This window comes from Streptosporangium sp. CA-135522 (assembly GCF_050949235.1).
GTDB lineage: Bacteria > Actinomycetota > Actinomycetes > Streptosporangiales > Streptosporangiaceae > Streptosporangium.
Genome location: NZ_CP192026.1, coordinates 8289042 through 8309624, shown reverse-complemented (window position 1 = coordinate 8309624; position 20583 = coordinate 8289042). Strand labels below are relative to the sequence as shown.

Annotated in this window: 16 protein-coding genes; 4 read left to right on the top strand and 12 right to left on the bottom strand. The window is 70.4% G+C overall.

Features of this window, described 5'->3' with window-relative positions; genetic code table 11:
- Window positions 1–64: 64 nt before the first annotated feature.
- Entirely contained in the window at window positions 65–1534 is a 1470-nt protein-coding gene (locus ACQPYK_RS39145; protein WP_433243039.1) for a PLP-dependent aminotransferase family protein, read from the top strand.
- Entirely contained in the window at window positions 1531–2562 is a 1032-nt protein-coding gene (locus ACQPYK_RS39140) for a phosphotransferase family protein (protein WP_433243036.1), read from the top strand. Before ACQPYK_RS39145 ends, ACQPYK_RS39140 begins: the two co-directional genes overlap by 4 nt.
- Here ACQPYK_RS39140 and ACQPYK_RS39135 read toward each other — a convergent pair.
- On the bottom strand, window positions 2559–2945 hold the full coding sequence (locus tag ACQPYK_RS39135; RefSeq protein WP_433243033.1) for a hypothetical protein: 387 nt from the start codon (window positions 2943–2945) through the stop codon (window positions 2559–2561). The genes ACQPYK_RS39140 and ACQPYK_RS39135 overlap by 4 nt on opposite strands.
- Window positions 2942–6292, bottom strand: a complete 3351-nt coding sequence (locus ACQPYK_RS39130) for a glycosyltransferase family 2 protein (protein ID WP_433243030.1) — start codon at window positions 6290–6292, stop codon at window positions 2942–2944. The genes ACQPYK_RS39135 and ACQPYK_RS39130 overlap by 4 nt, the downstream gene beginning before the upstream one ends.
- A 233-nt stretch (window positions 6293–6525) precedes the next feature.
- Here ACQPYK_RS39130 and ACQPYK_RS39125 point away from each other — a divergent pair, with 233 nt between their 5' ends.
- The gene (locus ACQPYK_RS39125; protein ID WP_433243027.1) at window positions 6526–7890 is read left to right on the top strand and encodes a vanadium-dependent haloperoxidase; all 1365 of its coding nucleotides are present in this window, start codon (window positions 6526–6528) and stop codon (window positions 7888–7890) included.
- Between the two features lie 166 nt (window positions 7891–8056).
- A complete protein-coding gene (locus tag ACQPYK_RS39120) occupies window positions 8057–9499 on the top strand; it encodes a hypothetical protein (RefSeq protein WP_433243024.1) in 1443 nt (480 codons plus the stop codon).
- Window positions 9500–9516: 17 nt separating this feature from the next.
- Here the strand turns inward: ACQPYK_RS39120 and ACQPYK_RS39115 are convergent, their stop codons facing one another.
- From ACQPYK_RS39115 to ACQPYK_RS39070, 10 genes are all read right to left on the bottom strand, one after another.
- Window positions 9517–10614: a glycoside hydrolase family 26 protein gene (locus tag ACQPYK_RS39115; RefSeq protein WP_433243021.1), complete on the bottom strand. Its 1098-nt coding sequence runs from the start codon at window positions 10612–10614 to the stop codon at window positions 9517–9519.
- 171 nt (window positions 10615–10785) lie between these two features.
- The gene (locus ACQPYK_RS39110; protein WP_433243018.1) at window positions 10786–11946 is read right to left on the bottom strand and encodes a DegT/DnrJ/EryC1/StrS family aminotransferase; all 1161 of its coding nucleotides are present in this window, start codon (window positions 11944–11946) and stop codon (window positions 10786–10788) included.
- Window positions 11943–13034: a GNAT family N-acetyltransferase gene (locus tag ACQPYK_RS39105; protein ID WP_433243015.1), complete on the bottom strand. Its 1092-nt coding sequence runs from the start codon at window positions 13032–13034 to the stop codon at window positions 11943–11945. Before ACQPYK_RS39105 ends, ACQPYK_RS39110 begins: the two co-directional genes overlap by 4 nt.
- Complete coding sequence (locus tag ACQPYK_RS39100; protein ID WP_433243012.1) at window positions 13031–13942, bottom strand: glycosyltransferase family 2 protein; 912 nt, start codon at window positions 13940–13942, stop codon at window positions 13031–13033. Before ACQPYK_RS39100 ends, ACQPYK_RS39105 begins: the two co-directional genes overlap by 4 nt.
- Window positions 13943–13995: 53 nt before the next feature.
- Complete coding sequence (locus ACQPYK_RS39095; protein ID WP_433243010.1) at window positions 13996–16161, bottom strand: lipopolysaccharide biosynthesis protein; 2166 nt, start codon at window positions 16159–16161, stop codon at window positions 13996–13998.
- Window positions 16154–16978, bottom strand: coding sequence for a polysaccharide deacetylase family protein (locus ACQPYK_RS39090; RefSeq protein ID WP_433243007.1), 825 nt, complete (start codon window positions 16976–16978; stop codon window positions 16154–16156). Before ACQPYK_RS39090 ends, ACQPYK_RS39095 begins: the two co-directional genes overlap by 8 nt.
- Window positions 16975–17916 (bottom strand): glycosyltransferase family 2 protein, encoded by a 942-nt coding sequence (locus ACQPYK_RS39085; RefSeq protein WP_433243004.1) that lies wholly within the window; start codon window positions 17914–17916, stop codon window positions 16975–16977. Before ACQPYK_RS39085 ends, ACQPYK_RS39090 begins: the two co-directional genes overlap by 4 nt.
- A 2-nt stretch (window positions 17917–17918) precedes the next feature.
- Window positions 17919–18749, bottom strand: coding sequence for a glycosyltransferase family 2 protein (locus tag ACQPYK_RS39080; protein WP_433243001.1), 831 nt, complete (start codon window positions 18747–18749; stop codon window positions 17919–17921).
- 167 nt (window positions 18750–18916) lie between these two features.
- Window positions 18917–20035: a GNAT family N-acetyltransferase gene (locus ACQPYK_RS39075; protein ID WP_433242998.1), complete on the bottom strand. Its 1119-nt coding sequence runs from the start codon at window positions 20033–20035 to the stop codon at window positions 18917–18919.
- On the bottom strand, window positions 20032–20490 hold the full coding sequence (locus ACQPYK_RS39070; protein ID WP_433242995.1) for a hypothetical protein: 459 nt from the start codon (window positions 20488–20490) through the stop codon (window positions 20032–20034). The genes ACQPYK_RS39075 and ACQPYK_RS39070 overlap by 4 nt, the downstream gene beginning before the upstream one ends.
- Window positions 20491–20583 lie beyond the last annotated feature (93 nt).

Here is a 20583-nt window from a genome sequence, read left to right as displayed (position 1 = left end):
TCTAACCTAGGAAGAAGTGGACATCGAGAACACATCCACTTCTTGCCGCTTCCGGGAGACCACTTTGCCGCGCACCTCAGTTGACCTGCCCGTCTCAGTCGACCGCGGGTCTCCGGTCGCCCTCACCGTTCAGCTCGGCGACCGGCTTCGCACCGCCATGCGCGACGGCACCCTCAAATCCGGCGAACGTCTGCCCTCCACCCGTGCCCTGGCCCGCCAGCTGTCCGTCAGCCGCACCGTCGTCACCGAGGCCTACCAGCAGCTCTACGCCGAGGGCTGGCTCGACGGCCGCCACGGTTCGGGCACCTACGTGGCGGACCTGGTCATCCACACCCCCGCAGCCTCCGGCTCCGGGGACGCCGCCACCGGACACGGCGACGGCCCCGAGGAGCCGAGTCGCCCGGCCGTACCGTGCCGGACCGCCGCGCGCGGGCGCGGTGAGCATCTGATCGACCTGCGGCCCGGACAGCCGTGGGTCCGTGACTACGACGAGGCGGCCTGGCGCAGGGCGTGGCGCAAGGCGGCCGACCTCCCGCCGGGAGACAACCCCGACCCCTACGGCCTGCCAAGGCTCCGCGAGGCCTTGGCCGAGCACCTCCGCAGGGCCCGGGCGATCGCCGTGGGGCCGGAGAACATCATGGTCACCCGGGGCACCGGCAACGGTCTCGACCTCGTCGCCGCGACGCTTCTGCGCGCCGGGCAGCGGGCGGGCGTCGAGGACCCCGGCTACCGGGTCGCCAGGAACGTCTTCGCCGCGCGGGGCGCCGAGATCGTGCCCTGCCCGGTCGACGACAACGGTGTCGTCGTGGACGACCTCCCCGACGACCTGCGCGTGCTCTACACCACCCCCGCCCACCAGTACCCCCTGGGCGGACGTCTGCCCGTCTCGCGCAGGGAGCGCCTCCTCGCCTGGGCCCGCCGTACCGGAGCGATCGTCGTGGAGGACGACTACGACGCCGAGTTCCGCTACGACGTCGCCCCGTTGCCCGCGCTCCACGGCCTCGACCCGGAGCGGGTGGTCCTGCTCGGCACGCTCTCCAAGTCGCTCGCCCCCGACGTCGGCGTCGGCTGGCTGGTCGCCACACCGGATCTGCTCGCCGCCGTCGCCCAGGTCCGCACGGACCTGGGCGACCGCACCAGCGGCCCGGCCCAGCAGGCGGTGGCCGTCATGATGGAGCGCGGGGACCTGGATCGTCATCTGCGTCGCATGCGGCTGGAGTACGCCCGCCGTCGCGCCGCCATCGTGGAGGTCCTCGGCTCCATGGTCACCGGAGACACCGCGGGGTTGCACGTCATGGTGGAGCTTCCTGCGGAGGTCGTCCCCTCGCTCCTGGAGAGGGCGGAGGAGCGTGGCGTGCTGCTGATCTCGACCGCGGGCCGCCACCACCACGGCGAGACGCGCAGGCACGGACTGGTGATCGGGTACGGCTCCGCCTCGCTGGCCGACGTCCGGAGGGGGGCCTTGGTGATCGCCGAACTGATCGGCTCCCGGCTGGCGATGAAAGCCGAGTGGCGTTCTAATGGTGGGCTATGAGCACGCCTGGCATCGACCGGTCCCGTCTCGTCGCCTGGATGGCCGCCAACGTCGCCGAGGTGGGGGAGCCCACCGGGATCTCCCTCATCTCCGGCGGCAGATCCAACCTGACCTATCGGGTCGAGACGCGCACCCGCCTCCTGGTCCTGCGCCGTCCCCCTCTCGGCCATGTCCTGCCCACGGCGCACGACATGCGCCGGGAGTGGCGCGTCATCTCGGCGCTGGCCGGGACGGCGGTGCCGGTGCCCGAACCGGTCGCGCTCTGCACCGACGAGGACGTGATCGGAGCGCCCTTCTACCTGATGGGACACGTCGAGGGCGAAGCCCTCCGCAACCGTGACGAGGCGGACCTGTCACCGGAGCAGGCCAGGGCGCTGTCGGAGCGGCTCGCCGAGGTGCTCGCGGCCATCCACGCGGTGGACCACGCCGCGGTCGGCCTGGCCGGCTTCGGCCGCCCCGACGGTTATCTGGCCCGCCAGCTCGAACGCTGGGGCCAGCAGTGGACGCGTTCGAAGACCCGCGACCTTCCCGAGTACGACCGGCTCGCCGCGCGCCTGCGGCGGCGCCTGCCCGAGCGCTCCCCGGCCGCCCTCGTACACGGGGACTACCGCCTCGACAACACGCTGGTACGGCTGGCGGCGGGTGCCGACCCGCAGATCCGGGCGGTGGTCGACTGGGAGATGTCCACCCTGGGCGACCCGATCGCCGACCTCGGACTCACCCTGACCTACTGGCAGGATCCGGGCGACACCGAGCGCTCCTCCATCCCGCTGGCCGGAGACATCACACTCACCCCGGGTTTCCTCGACACCAAGGAGTTCGCCGCGCACTACGCGCGGGCGTCCGGGGCGGACCTGACCGACCTGGACTTCTACGTGGCGTTCGGCAACTTCAAGCTGGCGGTCATCGTGGAGGGCATCCACGCCCGGTTCGTGCAGGGCAAGACCGTCGGTGAGGGGTTCGAGCACGTCGGCGCCTCCGTGCCGACGCTGGTCGCACGGGCCCACCGGGCGCTCGACGAGCGTTAGGGCGGGCTCCGGTCCGGCTCCCGCCGGGCACGCCGTACGGTGAACAGCGCGCCCAGGGCCGCGACCGAGGTGATGGCGGCCAGCGCCGTCACCGCGGCGGACATCGTGAACCTGCCGCTCAGGAAGAACGCCTCGCTCACGATCACGCCGATGGAGACGCTGAGCACCAGCGTGAGCGCCAGGCTCTCCAAGGCGTCCCCCGCGTGGTCGCGGCGGCCGAGCAAGGGACGGACCAGGGCCAGCACGGCGGCACCCGGGCACAGCAGCAGGAAGCCCACCGACACGGCGATCCGCAGCGGGCCGGGGTTCGCGACCTGGGTCACGAGCGGCGTGAGCCACCCGGAGGCGGCTAGCAGCGGCAACGGCCAGCGCGATCGGCTCATGGCTTCTCCGGGACGAGTTCGTAGACGACGCCGCCGGAGTTGCGGGCCAGCACCCGGAAACGGTTCGACGCGGCGACGTCCCGGCTCAACCGGTCGACCGTCCCCCGGGGAAAGATCCCCGCGGTCTCGGTGGCGCTCTTCTGCGCGCGGTTGAGCACCAGGTACGCCTTGGCGCCGGGCGGCAGCTTCGACATGAGACCGACCAGCGAGGGCAGCGGATCGCGGACCAGCTGCGGCAGGGTGGGAACGTAGTCCGGCAGGCCGCGTACGGCGGCGCGTGACGGCGGCAGCTCATCCAGCCAGGCGTGTTCGTAGCGCTCGTAGTAGTCGTAGGCCGCGGGAAGGAAGAACGTGGGCGCCACGATCAGCGAGCCGGAAGGGGCCACGCTGTAGACCTCCCGGACGAGCCGGACCTCGTCGGCGGTGAAATAGTTCGACTGCTCCTTGCCGTAGTTTCCGAAGAAGAAGCCCGTGACCATGAGCAACAGGACCAGGGGCAGCACCGCCGCCCGGACCGCCGCCCGGCGGGAGGGCAGGAAGAGGGCCGCGGCCAGGAAGGCCGTGAGCGGCAACGTGAACAGGTAGACGCGAAAGATGATCTCGCCGCCGTAGCTTCCCGCGGCGAGGAACAGCAGCGGGCTCGACCCGATCGCGAGCAGCGGCAGACCCGATCGTCTGAGCCAGCCGCGGCGCACGAGGGCGCCGGCGATGGCCAGCAGCCACAACCCGCCGGACAGGGCCCGATCCGCATAGGCGACGATCACCTGACCGGGGGAGGCCGAGCCGAGGGTGATGAAGCCGTCGTCCAGGTTGCCGCCGGCATCGCCCAGCGAATCGACGATGTCGCTGAATCTGCTCTCCAGAAGCTGCCAGGCGGCCACGGCGTCCCAGACGACCACGATGAGACCGGTGATGAGCAGAACGCCGAGATTCCGGTGCCGGCGCAGCAGGAACAGGGCGGCCAGCCCGACCGTCAGCACCAGTGGCGTGAGCTGGTGGGACGAGGCGATCGCGAGGATCGGGACGACCAGCAGGCACGTCCACACCAGGCGGGTGGACGTGCCGGAGACGGGGGGCGGCTGCGCGGCCAGCCCGTGCGGGTCGTCGCCCGATCCGATCGCTCCCCGGCGAAAGCGCCGTACCACGACCGCGAGCACGGTCAGATACAGCACCAGCGTGGTGGCCTGGGGGGAGAAGTAGTCCTGTCCCACCCATGAGCAGGAGAAGTAAACCCACGTCGCGCCCCAGACCAGCTGGCGGTTGCGCGTCACCGTGCGAAACAGCAGCAGCAGAGGCAGGAGGATCGCGGTGTTGAAGACCGCCGGCCCCCAGGCGGCGATGCCCAGCGCGTCACGCAGCCCGGCCGTCTCCGTCATCAGCGAGAAGAAGGAGAAGAAACCGGGCCATCGGTGATAGGCGGACAGCGGCCCGATCTCCGGGTCGGTCGCGCCGTGCCGGATCAGGTAGTCGATGACCGAGACGTGCTTCCAGGCCCACGAATAGCGAAGCGACGGGTAGAGCAGGGCGGGCGTCGCATGCAGCACGGCGATCAGCATGAGCACGTAACCCGCGTGCCAGAGTTCGAGGGCCCGCCGGTCGCCGAGCAGGGCGACGAACCCGGCGACCATGACCACGATCGCGGCCCAGAACGCGGCGGGCAGGACGGTGAGCAGCCCCAGATCGGTCATCCGGTCGAGATCGACCTGGCGCAGCGAGAGCCCCCAGAGCACGGCGGCGACCGGTAGCGCCGCACGGGCGAGGACGCGTGTCCAGGTGCTCGCCCGCACGGGCATCCCCTCGGCGCGCGTCGTGCGCAGCCGCCCGGCCGCGTAGCCGAGCTCGGCCGCCGCCAGGCCGGCGAGCATGACCAGCAGGGCCTTCCATCCCTTGACGTCGGCGGGACCGGTGAAGGTCACCGCCCGGAATACGGCTCTGGGCAGTCCTCTCCTGATCGGAGCCAGGTGGGCCGCCAGCCCGTCCCGCCCGCCGGTCCGCCGCCGGACACCGGCCTGCGACCGGCCTTCGGCCAGGCATCGGGACAGGAAGGAGGACAGCCGGGCCCGGTGCGCCGGCACCTCCAGCCGCACGACCGCCGAGGGCTGGTCGAGCAGCCTCCCGTCGGGCCTCAGCTCGCGCAGCCGGGACCGGAGCTCGGTCGCGATCCCGCCGGCGGGCCCGGTAACGGCGTCACCCGGCCGGGGGTCGGGCTCTTCGGGGAAGCCGCCCGCCTCGGCAAGCGCCTCGCGGCGCAGCGACAGGGCACCGCCGTACAGGTCGTCGATCCGGCCGTCGCCGGCGGATGAGCCGGTGCACGGCACCCCGAGCACCCAGGCCAGCTCGGCGGGGAACCAGTCGGGCTTGCCGGTGCTCCAGCGCACGATGACCCGGCCGCGCACCCCGATCACGTCGTCATCGGCGTAGGCGGCCAGCAGGGACGCCGACCAGCCGGGTTCGGGGCGGCAATCGCCGTCGAGAAAAGCGACAATCTCTCCCCGCGCGCTCGCCAGTCCCCGGTTCCGCGCCGCGACCGCGCCGGCGACCTCCCGGTCGTGCACGACCACGACGCCGTCGAGCGTGGCCTCGGCCCAGGCGGCCAGCTCGGGACAGTGGTCGACGACCAGCACGATCTCCTCCGGAGCCGGCTGCTGGGCGCGCAACGCCGCGACCGCGGAGGACAGGTGGGCGGGCGAGCCGCCGGCCCCGGTGACGATGACGACGGACAGGGCCGGACCGGTGCCGGCCTCCCCGGCGCGAGGCTCCTCGCGGGGAGCGGGGACGCGCCAGGTGGTGACGGAGGAGATGTCCTCGACGGGCGGCAGGAGGATCACGGCCCCCTCCGCGGCCCCGTCTTCCGCGACCCCGTCTCCACCTCCGTCGGGTGTCTGTTTCCCGGGGTGCCCGGTGTCGGTGTCTTTTCCGGCGTGTCCGGTGCCGGTCGCCGTTTCCTCCGCGTGCCCGGTGTCGGTGTCTTCTTCGGCGTGTCCGGTGCCGGTCGCCGTCTCCTCCGTGGGCTCGATGGGCGCGTCTTTCCCCGCCTGGCCGGCCTCCGCGGCGCGAGTCTCTCCGATCTTCCGGAAGTTCCGGGTTTCCCGGGAGTCTTCGGAACCTTCGAGGACTTCGGTTTTCCAGAGGTCGCGGGTCGCGTCGGGCTCCTGGCGGACCGTGATGACCGTGGTCTCGGCGTCACCGGCCGGTTCCTCGGGCTCGCCGGGGTCTTCGAGGGCAGCCGGGAGCGCGCTCTCCGCGGGCTGGTCGTCTTCGGGCCGCGAAGCCGGGCCGCAGGCCGATGATCTCGTCGGGCGGGCGGTCGAGTCGTCGACCAGCTCTTCGGCCTTCCTGCCCTCCACGCGCATCCTTTCCTGGCCCAGCCGATGCGAATGCCTGGCCCCGACTTTACTCCGCGCGGATTCTTCTCCGCTCCCTGACGGCTCTGGCTTCTTCCTGAAAGGTTCCGCACTGTTCCGCACTGTTCCGGACAGCAGTGATCTTGTGGGTTACCTCGGATCTCCTTCACGATCCATCGTGTTTCCTCCCACTTGCCGACATTTCGGCATCAGTGGCATTACGCGGAGGTCGTATTTTGAAGAGATCGTTCACCCGAAGGCGTGCCGCCGGTCTGGCTCTCGCCACATTCGTCGCCGTATGCATGACGGCCGGGGTGCCGCGGACGGCGACTGCGGCGGTCACGGGGCCACCGCCGCAGGCGTCGTCGTTCGATCATGCTCTGCACTGGAACACCGCCCTCTTGAAGGCGTTCCGGTCTGTCCAGAGGGAGAAGGCGTCTCCGGGACGGCTGGCACGGGCCGCGGCGATGATGAACATCGCCATGCACGACGCCAACTGGCCCGCCGCGCCGAGAACCTACCTTCCCCGGATCACGCAGCAGAATCCGAACGACTCGATCGAGGCGACCATGGACGCCGCCGCCTACGGCGTCCTGAGGAACCTCTTTCCCGGCGTCGACTTCACCGCGGAGCTGAACGCCGCCACCGCGCAGATCCCCTCCTGGGTCAACCCCGCCTACGTCGCGGGTGGCAAGGCGGACGGAGAGAAGATCGCCGCTCTGATGATCGCCGAACGCTCGGGGGACGAGCCGGCTTTCGACCAGGCCTACACGCCGGACAACGTTCCCGGATCGTGGCGTCCGACCGGCTCGGGAAACGCGCTCGACCCGAACGTGGGGCGGCTCAAGCCGTTCGCCATGACGTCGGGCACGCAGTTCCGGCCACAGCCTCCGGCCGGATTCTCCTCCTATGACGGGCTCCTGCGCAGTTCGCAGTACGCGGACCAGGTCAACGAGGTGAAGTCCTACGGGTCGGCGACGTCCACGACGCGCACCGCGGACCAGACAGCGGCGGCGCACTTCTGGGCCAACGACGTCGACGGCACCTACAAGCCGCCGGGGCAACTGCTCGACATCACCATCGCCGTCTCGAAGGCGAAGGGGCTCAAGCAGGCCGAGAACGCCGAGCTGTTCAACCTGGTCTCCATGGCGCTGGCCGACGCCTCGATCGTGGCCTGGGACGCGAAGTACGCCACCCCGATCGACCTGTGGCGGCCGGAATCAGCCATCCAGTCCGCCGATCTCGACAACAACGACGCGACCACGGCGGACAAGAACTGGCACCCCCTGTCGACAGGGCTGAGCGGCCAGCCGTTCTCCCCTCCCTTCCCCGCGTACATCTCCGGCCACGCCACCTTCGCCGGAGCCTGGGCCGGCGTCATGCAGCGATGGTTCGGCCACGATCTCACCTTCACCGCCAAGACCGAAGACCCCTACGCCACGGTGACGGAGCGCACCTTCACCAGCTTCGAGGCGGCGGCGGAGGAGGACGCGCTCAGCCGGCTCTATCTCGGCGTGCACTACCGGTGGGACGCCGACGGCGGCCTGGAGTCCGGGTTCAACCTCGGCGAATATGTTTACGTCACTCGCAGAGATCAGTGAACAACTTCCCACAAACAGAACATAACTGATAAATAACCACCCTGGTCCCCTCCAGGTCGCGCGGAAAGTTGATAAAAGTCCGCTCTGACCTGGAGGGTGGCGTTTTGTCACCGACGCAGGTTAGGGTTCCGCTCGTCAAGCATCGTCGGCGAACGGGGAAGCTGCGTTGTCGTCCACATTCGGCGCTCCCCCCGGCCCGGACGACGCCACCGATCCGGCGGAGTTCGTCATGGCCCTGGGGCGGCTGCGGCAGTGGTCCGGTCTGAGTTATCGGCAACTGGCCGCCAAGGCGGAAGCGTCCGGCGACGTCCTGCCTCCCAGTACGGCGGTCGGCGCGCTCAGCCGGGCCGCGCTGCCGCGAGAGGAACTGGTCGCCACCTTCGTCCGGGCCTGCGGGGTGGACGAGGCGGTCGTCGCCCGCTGGGTCGCCGTCCGCAGGCATATCGCCGCATCCGCCGCCCCGCGGCCGTCGTTGCCCGTCCAGGAGGCCGGAGGCGCCGGCCCTCTCGCCGAGTCGCAGCGGAAGGGCATCCTCCGTCCCCCGGATTCCCGCCCTGACGAACAGGGCCTTTCCGACCGAGGCTTTCCCGGCCCGGGACTTCCCGCTTCGCCGCTTCCGGCTCCACCCGGATCGGGTCCTTCCGCTCCGGATGCTTCCGCGCCGGGTTCCTCCGCGCCGGGTTCCTCCGCGCCGGGTTCCTCCGCGCCGGGTTCCTCCGCGCCGGGTTCCTCCGCTCCGGATGCTTCCGCGCCTGGTCCTTCCACGCCGGATGCTTCCGGTCATGCTCCCGCCGTACCCGATCCCGCGATCCCGGATCCCGCCGAGCCGGCTTCCAGCGGTCCGGGGCCCGCCGTCCCGACGGCCGAAGGAACCGCGGGAGCCGCCGGAACCGCGGGTGCAGCAGGAGCCGCCGGAGCCACGGGAGGACGGTGGCGACGGCCCGTGGTGGCGGTGGCGGCGATCGTGGTGGTGCTGGCCGTGGCCGGTGTCGCGGTGGGGGCGCTGGGAGGCGCCTTCGCGATCGGACCCGCGTCGTCACCGACTCCGGGCTCCTCCTCGCCGGGGTCCGCGCCGGCGCCGGCCCCGAGTTCTTCCTTTCCTGGGTCCGTGCTCGCCGACGGCTGGTACCGGATCACCCCTTCCCACGTCGCCGACCGTGACCTGTGCGTCGGCGAAGGACGGGAGCGCAACCGCAGGACCACCCGGGAACTGGCCGTCCAGCGACCCTGCCGCGGCCTTTCCCCCGACACCTACCTGCGGGCCGTCGGGCAGAACGTCTACCAGATCGAGTGGCACCATCCCGTCCACGGCGTGGGCTGCCTGACGGTCGATCACGCGCGGGACAGCGACGAGGCTCTGATCGGACCGGCGAACTGCACCGGGGCCGCCTACCAGCGCTTCCTCCTGGAGCAGGCCGGCCCGCGGGAGCCCAGGGGTTTCGTGCTCCGGCCCCTGCACAACAGCCGATGCGTCGGCATCCTGTCCGGCGTGGCCGACGTGGACGTCGGGGCCGAACTGGCCCAGAACGGCTGCACCGGCAAGGGCGACCAGGTGTTCCTCTTCACCCCCGCGCCCGCCCCCGACATGGCCGCCAAGCCGGCCGGATAGGCGCCGGCTCCCGGGTCTCAGCCGGTGGCCTGCCGGGCCATGGGCTGCCGGAAATAGGGGTTCTTGCCGACCTCGGCGAACGACTCCAGAACGCCCGGGCCGGTGAGCGAGAAATCACAGTCGTCCGCGTCGGTGTTGTTCCACTGGATGATCGCCTTGAGGTTGGGCATCGTCTTCATCGCCTCGGGGATGTCGCGGTACCAGTCGGCCCGTGCGGCGGTGTCGCTGCGGTGGCTCTCCGTGCCGTACTCGGCGAGGATCAGCGGCTTGCCGGCGAAGCCGTTCTGCTGGAACCACTCGTAGGTGGGGCGGACGGTCTCGGCGAAGTCCTGCCACGCGGCGCCGCGGCAGGCCGCGAAGTTGTAGGGGTCGTAGCTGATCCAGTCGACGTAGGCGTCACCCGGGTAGTAGGCCTTCCACCGGTCCCGGAACGGGTAGTAGCCGGTGACGCCCCAGACCCAGAGCGCGTTGGTCGCGCCCGCCCGCCGGAAGCCGTCGACGATGCGCTTGTAGGCCGCGATGTACTCCGCCGGGGTCTGGCCGCTCTCGTCACGGTCCTTCTCCCCGTCGAAGCCGACGAGAACGGGCCTGCCGTACTTCTTGACCCGCGCCGCCTGGTCGGCGATCGCCTGGTCGTAGTCGCCGGCCGCGATGTCGCGCCAGGGGATGCCGATGTTCTCGTCCCAGATCCTCGACTCCCAGCCGAGGAACAGGATGCGCTCGGCGCCGAGATCGCCCTCGTCGTCCCGGAAGAACCGTCCGGCGTCGCTGTTGGACATGTCGTGGTAGCTGATGGTGATGTCGAGTTTGCGGCCGATCCGCTGCTCCATCGCGACCACGTCAGGAACCAGTCTCCGATCGCCGTTAGGTGGTACGTGCATGCCCCACCAGGCTCCGCAGGGTGGCACGAGAGCGGCGGTCGGGGCGCATGACGAGAGCGGAGCCGTCGCTCCGGGCACCACCGGCGCCCGCCCGGCCGTCGTCTGCCGTCCGGAGGCGAAGGCGTAGATGCCGGCCGCGGCCACGAGGGCGCCGGCCAGGCCGATGATGATCCATCTTGACGCCGAGAGCCTTCCCGCGTCCCGGGCGTGCCTTCTCCCACCGGGTGGAGTCATGTGATCATCCAGGTGTCTGGTGCCGGCGGACCGGTTATGGCCAACATGGATCGCGGCTTTCTGTTCGTTCGAATTTTAATTGATTTTTCTATCAAGAGTGGAGACCGCCGGCTATGGCCGGCATAAAGAGGAGGCGTTTCACGTCGTGCGGCGAATTGCTTTTCGGTGACCCTATGCTTCCCACTCCGGCTCGACCGGCACCCGCACCTTTAGCCGGTTAAGCAGCGTGGCGACACGATTGGCGCGAAGTGGGTCCACGGGAAGCACATGCCTCGTCCACCAGCGCGCGACCCCGGGGGAGGGCCCGGCCGGGACGAGGGTCAGGTAGTCGTCCAGCGGCGGGTCGTAGACGAACCCGGGCACGACGCCGTGCCGTTCCAGCCGGGCGACGACCTCGTCGCGGTCCTCGACCAACAACGGCACGCGCAGCAACGGCTGAAGCCGCGCCTCGCGCACGCCTCGCGCCGCCCAGGGCAGGCCGCGCAGCAACTCGACGCCCGCCAGCCGGCGTTCCCGCTCCTGGTCGATCACCCGGAAGCGGGAACGAAGATAGCGTCGCAGCAGCGGCCCCTGCCGCACCCTCCAGTCGTCGAGGTCGATCTCCAGCCAGTGGCCGAGCGCCGTGAGCCCCGCCGGTGACTCCAGGGCGGCTCGCAGCTCGTCCTCGCGAGGAGCGAGCCGGTGCCCCGTCCACTCGATCACGCCGAGCGCCCTCAGCGTCCGCCACACCGGCCCGACCAGTCCGCTCCGATAGACCGTCTCCCGGAGCAGCGGGCGCAGCGTGCCGAGGATCTCCGCGCGGGCCCCGCCGTGGAGCAGCAGTCGCGCGCGCCGCCTGGCCAGTTCCGGTAACACGCCGGGATCCTCCACGACCAGGAACCCCCCGGACATCGCCCTGCCGTGCTTGGCCAGGCTGAAGACCCCCGCCATGCCGAAGGTGCCCGCCGGTCGGCCGTCCACCGTCGTCAGCATGGCGTGCGCGGCGTCGTCGATCAGCGTCAGGCCACGGCGGTCACATTCGGCTCGTAACCGGACGACCCGGTCAGGCTGGCCGTACAGGTGGGCGGTGAGCACGCCGGACAGACCGCTCCAGTCCACCCGTGGCAGGTCGATGTTGCCGTCGAGAGGGGACACCGGCGCCATGACCGGACGCAGGCCCGCCGCGAGCACGACGAACAGCACGGTCTCGCAGTTGGTCGGCGCCATCAGCACCCGGTCACCCGCCTCGAACCAGTGCCGCAGGGCGAGGTAGAGCCCGAACCTGGCCGAGGGCACGTGCAGGCACTCGGCGCCGACGCGCTCACGCATGATCGACTCAAGCGTGGAACTCATCGGATTCTCGCCCGGCTTCGCAGGTCGCCGTAGCGCCTCATGGTCCGGTCCGCCATGCCGTACAGGACGGGACTGTCGAGGATGAACTGCCGCACCCGGCGGACCGGCGCGCTGCGCAGCCAGTGCGCCGCCGCGCCGGCGGACCGCCGCCGCGCGCATCCTTCGGCCACCGGCTCGCCCCGGCTGCGCAACGCCTCCTTGTACTCCGAACCGGTGCCGATCCCGAGATCCATCGTCCCGATCCCGTGCGCCGCCGCCGCCTCGGCCATCCTCAGGTGCTGGATCAGGCCGGGCGAGTATCGGGCGAAGGCCGGATCGTAGGCGGGGAACCAGCCCACCAGGGTCGTGCCCGAGCGCAGGCCGAAGTGGCCCGCGACCGGCCTGCCGTCGCAGTAGAGCATCGACAGGGGGCCGGCGAAGTCATCGGTGTCGATCGCGTGCAACCGCTCGGCGAGCTCCACCACCCACGGCCGGCCGAACCGGTCCGGACGGCCCATCCGCAGGTACTGGTCCGACTTCCAGCGCCGCAGCAGGCGGAACTGCTCCTCGTCGCCGACCGCGAAGTCGAAGCCGAGCTCACCGGCGTCACGGCCGAGCTTACGCTCCTTGTACAGGGTGGATTTGAGGAACTTGGGCGAGCGCTCGCGCAGCTCCTTCAGGAAGGCCGGGTAACCGCCGGACAGGTCGAGGATCACCGCTTCCTGGCGCAGGACCTCGAACGGCCGAAACCACGGCTGCCCGTCGACCATGCACCCGAACTCCCACACGTGCAAGCCGCACTTCTTCAGCAGGGTCTCCGCGTCGAAGTCCGCGCCGGGCACGTGGATCACTCCCTGGCAGAGCGACACCCAGGCACCCAGCGCGGCGCCCACCCCGCCAGGATGCCGTTCGAAGGGGAAGAACCCGACCGGTCCGCCCTCCTCGGAGATCACCGCGATCCGCGCCTCGGCGCTGACCTCGCCCATCGCGATCACGAAATCCGGGCTGAGGAAGGGGTTGGCCAGGCGCGGGGTGGCACGCTGCATCGCGCGCCAGGCCGCGATGTCGGCCGCGCCGAGCTCGTCCGGCCGGATGACGTCGATTCTCATATGCCGCGGCCCATCTGCTGTAGCCATCTCACGATCGCGCCGGCGGGCACCCCGGCGGTGACGGCCAGCGCCAGGTAGGCGCGAGGCTCCCAGGGGCGTCGCCGTACGGTCTGTCCGATCCAGCGCAGCGCCTGCACGGTGCGTCCCGCGGTGGCCTCCGCGAAGGCGATCTTCCCGGCGAGCTGGGCGTAGCCGCCCGGCGCTCCGGCGAACTCGGGGTATCGATCCAGCATCCAGCGCAGCGCGGAGGAGATCGTCTCGCTGGTGTCGACGACGGAGAAGTGGGAGGCGGTGTGCAACCTGACCCGCACTCCCGTCCCCGCCAGGTTGGTGATCGGCCCGAACCGGGCGGCTCGCAGCAGCAGCTCGTAGTCCTCGCCGTACCCGCCGGGCAACTCCTCACTGACCAGCCCGAAACCGTTGACCAGCGCCTCGCGCCGCATCAGGTAGGTGGAAGGATGCATGGAGGGCAGTTGGCTGCGCAGCAGATCCCGCAGGGTCACCGTCGGCGCGCTCACGGACCGGGGGAAGACGGCCTCGTCGTTGAACAGCTCGATCCCGCACGTCGCGAAGTGACCGGCGCCGAGCGCCGTCACCTGCGACCGGAGCTTGTGCGGCAGCCAGAGGTCGGTGTCGTCGCAGAAGGCGACCAGCTCACCGTCGCCCAGGAGCGCGCCGGTGTTGCGCGCGCCGGCGATCCCCGGGCTGCGGGTGTTGGCGGTCACCACGACCCGGCGCCCCGGGGCGTCGGTGGCGAACGAGTCCTCCGGCGGGCACTGGTCGAAGACGGCGACACAGGTCAGATCGCCCGGGTAGTCCTGGCAGAGGATCGAGTCGATCGTCTCCTGGAGCAGCCCGGTGCGATTGCGGGTCGGGATCACCACGGTGATCGCCGGCCAGTCGTCCACGGCGGGTCCTTTCTGTGCGGGTCGATGTTGTGCGCGGGGTGAGGTCCTGTCATCTAGGCCGCTGTTCTCAGCGTCTGGTCGTCGGCCGGCTCGGCCGTCCCGGAAGGACGCCGCCTGCGTACCGGCGTGAGCGCCAGCGCGAGGACGCAGAGGCCGAACAGGCAGAACAGAGACGTCTGGAGGTGCTCGGCGGGCGCGAGCCAGAGCCCGGCGGCCACCAGCATCGCCGCCGGCCAGTGGAATCGCTCGTCACGCCGGACGGCTCTGGCGACCAGCAGCGCGGGGGCGAGCGCCGCCACGGCGAGCAGGACCGGGGCCCAGTTCAGCAACGCAGTGGGATCGGTGAGCCCCATGGCGCGGGCGAGGAAGGCGGGCAGGGCGAGGAGCCGCTCCCCGTCGGGGGCCCGGCCGGTGGCCATGATCCGCATCACCTTCCCGGCGAGACCTCCTGCCGAATCTCCCGCCGAGCCGGCCAGGGCCTTCATCCCGTGCAGGCACACGGTCACGGCGACGAGCTGGGTCCACAGCACCGGCCGCCTGCGCCCCATGGCCAGCTCCGCGGCGAAGGCCACCACCACCAGGCCGATGCCCGCGGCAACCGGTACGGTGGCCGGCGGGAAGGTGAGCGAACCGCCGGCCACGAAGGCGAGCGCGACGATGACCAGGCCCTCCACGGTGATCAGCGGGGGCAGCCACCGCTTCGCCGACACCGGCCACGGCGTGCGGGTCCGCGCGGGTGGCGCGGTTTCGGCGGGGGGCGTTCTGGCGGGGGCGGCCGCCAGGGTGGGCTGCGCGTCGACGATCATCATCACCAGCGTCGGGGTCTCGTCCGGTGAGAGCCCGGCCTCCACAGGCGTTCTTCGCCCGGCCTCCACAGGCGTCCCCCGCCCGGCCTGCGCCCGCGCCCCCCGCAGCACCGAGATCAGGCCGGGGGCGACGACCGCCACGACGACCACCTGGGCCGCGAGGGTGCCGAGGCCCACGCCGGTGATGCCGTGGAACCGGAACAGGACGAACGACAGTCCCACGACCAGGACGCACAGCAGCGCCTGGAGCGCCAGCAGCGCCCGCACTCTGCTGCGGGCGCGGAGCACCCCCAGGTAGATCTCGATGACCGCGTGCGGGACGGAGGCCAGGGCGAGCAGTCGCAGCACGTTCGCGCCGTGCTCGGCGAACGACGGGCTCCAGCCGAGCCGGAGGATGAGCGGTGCGGCCAGCACGGTCGTCAGCACCACGGGGACCAGGAGCGTCATGGTCCGCCGGAGTGCCAGCACGCACTTGCCCGCCAGCAGGGAGGGATCCCCCGACCCTTCGATGGTCAGTGAGATGGCCATGTTGAGCGCGAGCATGTCGAAGACGCCGACCAGCGTGACCGCCGCCGCGTAGTATCCCGCCGTCCGCGCGTCCACTCCCGCGAACACCAGCACCGGCATGAGATAGACGCTGGCCAGGATGAACAACGTGCCGGGGAAGTCTCCGGCGAGAAACCGTCCGATCCGGCGCAGGCGGGGCGGGGCGCGGTGCGGGTCGCGCGCGGCGGCCAGGGGAGCCAGCCTGCCGAAGACGGCGATGCTGATCGGGACGACCGTGACGGCCACCGGGATCGTCCAGGCGAGGAAGATCCCCGTGCCGGGGAAGGCCGGGGCCAGCACGACCAGTAGCCCGATCTTGGCCAGCCCGACGGCTATCCCGATCAGCGGTACCCAGGTGGCCTTGCCCAGCGCGGTGAGCACCACGTCCTGGATCGTGAACACGCACCACAGGAAGACCGACAGCAGGAACCAGCCCGCCAGGCCGAGTTCGTTCAGCCCGCTGAAGTTGGCGCCCCACGTCTCCAGCGTGGACAGGAAGAGCACGGTGGCGACCGCCGCCGCGCCGCCGCCCACCAGGTAGGTGAAACCGACCAGGCGTCCCGTCGCCCGGCCCCCCTCGGGCAGGAAGCGGGTCAGCGCGCCCACGAACCCGAACGCGGTGAGCGCCGCGAGCAGGCGCATCGCCGCGATCAGCGCGGAGGCGCGGCCGTAGTCGCCCTCGCTGTAGAAGCGCACGGCGATCGTCCAGTAGGCCAGGCCGAGTGCTCCGGCGGCCCCGGCGTTGACGATCAACGAGTAGGCGTTGCGCAACAGGGGGTCGTTCAGGTCTTTGGGGACACGTTTCCACAGGGCGCGCGGCGTTCCCCGCCGATCCGCCGCCCCGCTGGGGAGACCCGTGTCAGTCACCGTGTGGTACCTGCCCCGGCGCGTATTTCGAGGAGATCTGCCGCAGCCCGTAGCGGGTCCGCCGTACCAGCGCGTATCCCTTCGTGAGGGCGCGTTCCCTCAGGTAGAGGACCGGCAGGCCCTGCCCGGCGATCGCCCTGCCGAACTTGACCATCGAGGTCTGCTCGGTGACCGTCAGGCGGGGCAGCGCCAGCATCTCGTCACCTTCCCGGAAGGCGTCGTTGGCGACCGCGCAGGCGGTCCAGTAGCCCGCCCTGCGCGCCTCCCGGCGGACCCGCGCGCTGGAGTAGCCGTAGGGGTAGGCCATGGTGGCCACCGGGCGGCCGATCTGGTCTTCGAGCAGGGACTTGTTCGTGCGCAGCTCGTCGCGGAGCTCCCGGTCGGGGAGCTGGTCGAGCTGCGGATGGCTGTGGCTGTGACCGCCGATCTCCATGCCGCAGGAGACCGCCTCGCGGACCTGGCCCCAGCTCAGCATGGGAGCCGGCCGCCGGCCTGCCGTCGCCGGGCCGGAGTCCTGGACCCAGCCACTGGTCACGAAGACCGTCGCCGGATACCCGAACCGTTCCAGGATCGGCAGCGCCTCGCTGTGGAAGTCGGCGTATCCGTCGTCGAAGGTGATGACCAGCGGTCTTTCGGGCATCGTCCCCGTCCGGTGCATCCCCGCGACCAGTCCGGACAGCGTCATCGGGGTGAAACGCCGCTCGCGGAGCATGCCGAGCTGCTCGGCGAACCGTCCCGGCGAGACCGCGAGCGGCCGGGTCTCGTCGTTCGGCCGGTCGCTCACCGAGTGGTACATCAGGATCGGGACACCGGTCATGGCCGCCCCAGCTTCAGGCGCGCCGTGCCGACCGCGTAACCCCAGGCGGTCCAGGCCAGGCCGACGACGATGGCCGCCGCCCGGCCGAGCCCCGGCAGATCGCCGCGCAGTGCCGCGCCGACACCGCGCAGCACCCCCCGGGGCAGGGTCCTCATCACGTGGGCCCGCTCGCTCGACAACCCGTCGCCGGCTCCGACGCTCGCCGCGACGAGGGCTTTGGACAGGCCCTCGGCGTAACATCGCGACCTGAAGTAGGCGAACCCGGCCCGCTGCGCGGAGACCCTGTGCCCGATCACCGCCTCCGGCTCGAACAGCATCACCGCGCCGGGCCGGCGCTGGGAGAGCCGGATGCAGAACTCCGTCTCCTCGCAGCCGAGCGGGCGGCTCCGGCGTCCCTGCACGCTGCGGCCCATCCCGGTGCGGAAGCCGCCGATCTCGCCGACGACCTCCCGCCGGAAGGCCGCGTTCCCGCCCATGACGTTGCGGATCGGCGCCCGCTGCGTGGGCATGCCCCGGTAGGTGCAGCCCACGGTCCAGTCGAACTCGTGCGGAAACCACCGGGGACGGCGCCCCATGGCCCACAGCGGCCTGGTCAGCCCGCCCACCCCCACGATGGTCGGATCCCGCAAGCCCTTCTCCAACGCCTCCAGCCAGCCGGGCTCGGCCACCGCGTCATCGTCCAGATAGGCCACGATGTCGCCCGAGGCGGTCGCCGCGCCGGTGTTCTTGCCGCCGGACAGCCCTTTCTCGTGCGTGTTCTCCACCACGATCGCGCCGGGATACTCCTGTTTGAGCCTCAGATGAAGGTCCGGGTTGTGGTCGACGACCAGGATGATCTCGTACGGCCTGCGCCGCTGGTTCTCGACCGATTCGACGGCCGCCCGGATGTCCTCCCAGCGCTCCTCGGTGTAGGCGCATATGACGACGCTGCTGCGCATGGCTACGCCGCGCCCTGGTCCGCCGCCGGAGCGGCCTCGGGCGTCGGCGAGGGCCTGACCGGCCGCTGACGCCACTCGCGGATGATGGTCTTGAGCACGCGCAGGCCGTCGCGGACGGCCCGCAGGTTGCTCTCACCGTGAATCCGGCACCGTTCGTGGCTGGGCACCTCGTGGACGCGGAGCCCGGCCTTGGCGGCGCGGATGTTCATCAACGTCTCGACCTCGAAACCCTCGCAGTCGAGGTCGAGCACCTTCAGGTGCCGAGCCCAGAAGGCGTTGTAGCCATAACACAGGTCGCTGTAGCGGGTGCCGTACATCAGGTTCACCAGGGTGGTGAGGATCCGGTTGCCGGCCCGCCGGCTGAAGGTCAGGTCGTCGCTGCCACCGCCGGCGGCGTAACGGGACCCTTTGACGAAGTCGGCGCCGGTGACCAGGGCGCCCACGAACTGGACGATCTCGCGGCCGTCGGTGGAGCCGTCGGCGTCGATCATCACGATGATGTCGCCGGTGCACGCGGCGAAACCGGCGGCGAGCGCGTCTCCTTTGCCCTTACCGCGCTGGGTGACGATCCGTACGTTGGGCCGCAGGCGCTTGGCGACGGCGACGGTGTCGTCCACCGAGTTGCCGTCGACGAGCACGATCTCGTCTATCCACTGGGGAAGCGTGGCGAAGACGTGCGGGAGGTTCTCCGCCTCGTTCATCGCGGGGACGACCACGCTGACGGTCGGGGAAATGGCCATGTGAGGGGTGAGCGGTGTGAACCGCTCCAGCGGCGGCATGGAGCGTAACGTGCCGAGCTGCTTACCGTTCTGTCTGACGGTCTCGGGATTCATGATGACGGATATTCCTTTTGTCCTTCCGTGCGCTCGTTCCCTGGCATGCGGTGAGAGCGGCGCGACTGCGATCAGAGGGAGGCCTTACGTCGGGGACGGGGAGGGGTGCCGAAAATACGGTCGGAGGGGATTCAACAGGGAAGAGAGGTGCCGGCCGAGGGGAGACGCTATCGAGCCCTCGATGATTGTTTTGCGGTTAGGTGGGGCCGGAAATGTGATTTCGCCTTGCCGTAACCGGTGAGCAGTCGGTCGGCGGCCCGGAAAAGGGAGGGATTGTCCACTACGGCGGTGCGGAGCCTGGCGATCGGAACCCGCCTCAACCATTGGGCGGCGGCCATAGGGGACGGGCGCGAGATACGCGCCTCGGCGACCATCAGAACGCCGGTTTTGAGCCATTCCTTGTATTCGCGACCGCCCTTTCCCATGTCCACCTGGCGCAGGCCCGCGTCGGCGGCGTGCTCGGCCATGTGCAGGTGATGCGTGATCCCGGGGGAGTAACGCGCGAACGCGGGGTCGTACGCGGGGAACCAGCCGACCAGGGTGTGCGCCGTACGGAGGCCGAAGTGCCCGGCGACGGGGGTGTCTCCGGCGTAGAGCATGGTGAGCACGCCCGCGAAGTCGTCGGACCGCCGGGCGTGCAGCTCTTCGACGAGCCGCACTATCCAGGGCCGGGCGAAGCGGTCGACACGTCCGGTCCGCCGGTACTGGTCGGACTTCCAGCCGATGACCGTGTGCAGCGCCCCGGCGTCCGCGCAGTCCCACTCGAACCGGAGCCCGCCGTGTTCGCGGCCGAGCTTGCGCTCCTTGTAGCGGACGGTCTTGTAGTTCTTCGCCGAGTTGGCGCGCACCCGCTCGACATAGGCGCCGAAACCACCGCTGAGGTCCATGACCGGCGCCGGCCGCACGTCCGTTTCGTACGGCGCGAACGTGGGCTGACCGGCGACCAGGTGATCGAAGTCGATGGCCGACACCATGCAGGCCCGGAGCAGGTCTCGGGGGTCGAGCCTCAGCTCGGGAACCGAGATCAGGCCGTGGCAGGTGGTGAGAAAGCCTCCCAGCGGCCTGCCGACGCCGAAGCCGTGCCGCTCGTAGGGAAAGAATCCGGCGATCTCACCGCCGTCCTCGACCACCGCGACCCTGACGTGGTCGCGCAGCTGTCCCATCACCATGGCGAAGTCCACCGACAGGAAGGGGCTGTCGAGGCTGGGGGAGGCTTTCTGGATCTCGCGCCATCGGAAGAGCTCGGACGGGCCGAGATCTCGCGGGCGCACGACAGTGATCTTCACCTTGACCCGGCCCCCTGTTCGGTCTGCACGCTTTCGCTCCCCCGATGCAACAGGGACAACGCGTATATGAAGCCGCCGAGCGCTGCGATCGTCACTACTCCGGCGCGGGGTGACCATGCGTCGAAAGACGACATCGCAGTGGCAAGGAGAACGTTCGAAAGGAAACTTGCCGCCACCCCGACCGATAGCGCGATGAGCGGGTCACGATCACGCAACAGTCCTGCCGCGGCGATGCCGGGAACCGACAAGAGGAACAACGGGGTAAAGATCATTCGTAGGGGGGTGTCGACGTCGGCGAGCGCGATCAAGGCTCCCGTCGCGCACGCAGGGACGATCGCCCATCTGAGCGCCCCGCGATTGATGGACATCCCCGACTCCCGGCTGATGATCGAGTGGTTGATCGCATACTCATGTGACCAACCGCTCCGCAGCGCGTCAATGCCGACGCCTGGCACCAGCCCATGGTTTACCGAATCGCAAAGTTAAGTCGAGAGATTGCTCAAGGGCGAGATAAAAGATCATATTGCGTCCAGTGGAGATCATCTGAT

Bases quoted from the DNA above. Each gene is read 5' to 3' on its own strand.
- ACQPYK_RS39140 (WP_433243036.1), top strand. From the start codon at position 1,531: ATGAGCACGCCTGGCATCGACCGGTCCCGTCTCGTCGCCTGGATGGCC.
- ACQPYK_RS39135 (WP_433243033.1), bottom strand. From the start codon at position 2,945: ATGAGCCGATCGCGCTGGCCGTTGCCGCTGCTAGCCGCCTCCGGGTGG.
- ACQPYK_RS39090 (WP_433243007.1), bottom strand. From the start codon at position 16,978: ATGACCGGTGTCCCGATCCTGATGTACCACTCGGTGAGCGACCGGCCG.
- ACQPYK_RS39080 (WP_433243001.1), bottom strand. From the start codon at position 18,749: ATGAATCCCGAGACCGTCAGACAGAACGGTAAGCAGCTCGGCACGTTA.
- ACQPYK_RS39110 (WP_433243018.1), bottom strand. From the start codon at position 11,946: ATGAGTTCCACGCTTGAGTCGATCATGCGTGAGCGCGTCGGCGCCGAG.
- ACQPYK_RS39085 (WP_433243004.1), bottom strand. From the start codon at position 17,916: ATGCGCAGCAGCGTCGTCATATGCGCCTACACCGAGGAGCGCTGGGAG.
- ACQPYK_RS39105 (WP_433243015.1), bottom strand. From the start codon at position 13,034: ATGAGAATCGACGTCATCCGGCCGGACGAGCTCGGCGCGGCCGACATC.
- ACQPYK_RS39115 (WP_433243021.1), bottom strand. From the start codon at position 10,614: ATGACTCCACCCGGTGGGAGAAGGCACGCCCGGGACGCGGGAAGGCTC.